The organism is Shewanella sp. T24-MNA-CIBAN-0130, from assembly GCF_040310185.1.
GTDB classification, from domain to species: Bacteria; Pseudomonadota; Gammaproteobacteria; order Enterobacterales; family Shewanellaceae; genus Shewanella; species Shewanella psychromarinicola.
Genome location: NZ_JBEOPP010000122.1, coordinates 1 through 1,034, shown reverse-complemented (window position 1 = coordinate 1,034; position 1,034 = coordinate 1). Strand labels below are relative to the sequence as shown.

Genomic DNA, 1,034 nt, shown 5'->3' with positions numbered 1-1,034 from the left:
ACACCGGCAATTATCACCGCTTGACCTAAGGTCAATGGGCCAGTAACGCCGTCAATGCTGAAGCTGTGTACGGTCACCGGACCATCAACTGAGCTGGTGCCGGTTAATACAGTGCCCGTGGTTGCGCCGCTGTCTTCTGCCACTGAAATCACTTCGTTCGCGTCAGTGAAGTTATCGTTCACTGGGCTCACGGTGATGGTCAAGGTAGACGTGTCAGTCGGGCCAGTGCCGTCGGTTAACACATAGGTGATCACTGGCACGGGACCGTTGTAATTAGCCACTGGAGTAAAGCTGTATGCGCCATTGGCGCTTAATGTAAAGCTACCGACACCGGCAATTATCACCGCTTGACCTAAGGTCAATGGGCCAGTAACGCCGTCGATGCTGAAGCTGTGTACGGTCACCGGACCATCAACTGAGCTGGTGCCGGTTAATACAGTGCCCGTGGTTGCGCGGCTGTCTTCTGCCACTGAAATCACTTCGTTCGCGTCAGTGAAATTATCGTTCACTGGGCTCACGGTGATGGTCAAGGTCGACGTGTCGGTCGGGCCAGAGCCGTCGGTTAACACATAGGTGATCACCGGCACGGGACCGTTGTAATTAGCCACTGGAGTAAAGCTGTATGCGCCATTGGCGCTTAATGTAAAGCTACCGACACCGGCAATTATCACCGCTTGACCTAAGGTCAATGGGCCAGTAACGCCGTCGATGCTGAAGCTGTGTACGGTCACCGGACCATCAACTGAGCTGGTGCCGGTTAATACAGTGCCCGTGGTTGCGCCGCTGTCTTCTGCCACTGAAATCACTTCGTTCGCGTCAGTGAAATCATCGTTCACTGGGCTCACGGTGATGGTCAAGGTCGAGGTGTCGGTCGGGCCAGAGCCGTCGGTTAACACATAGGTGATCACCGGCACGGGACCGTTGTAATTAGCCACTGGAGTAAAGCTGTATGCGCCATTGGCGCTTAATGTAAAGCTACCGACACCGGCAATTATCACCGCTTGACCTAAGGTCAATGGGCCAGTAACGCCGTC

General features: G+C 54.5%; 1 protein-coding gene. It reads right to left on the bottom strand.

Annotated elements, in window-relative coordinates; translation table 11 throughout:
• Nucleotides 1-1,034, bottom strand: a 1,034-nt coding sequence (locus tag AAEZ02_RS21715; protein WP_351124994.1) for a tandem-95 repeat protein, incomplete at both ends; no start/stop codon positions are given.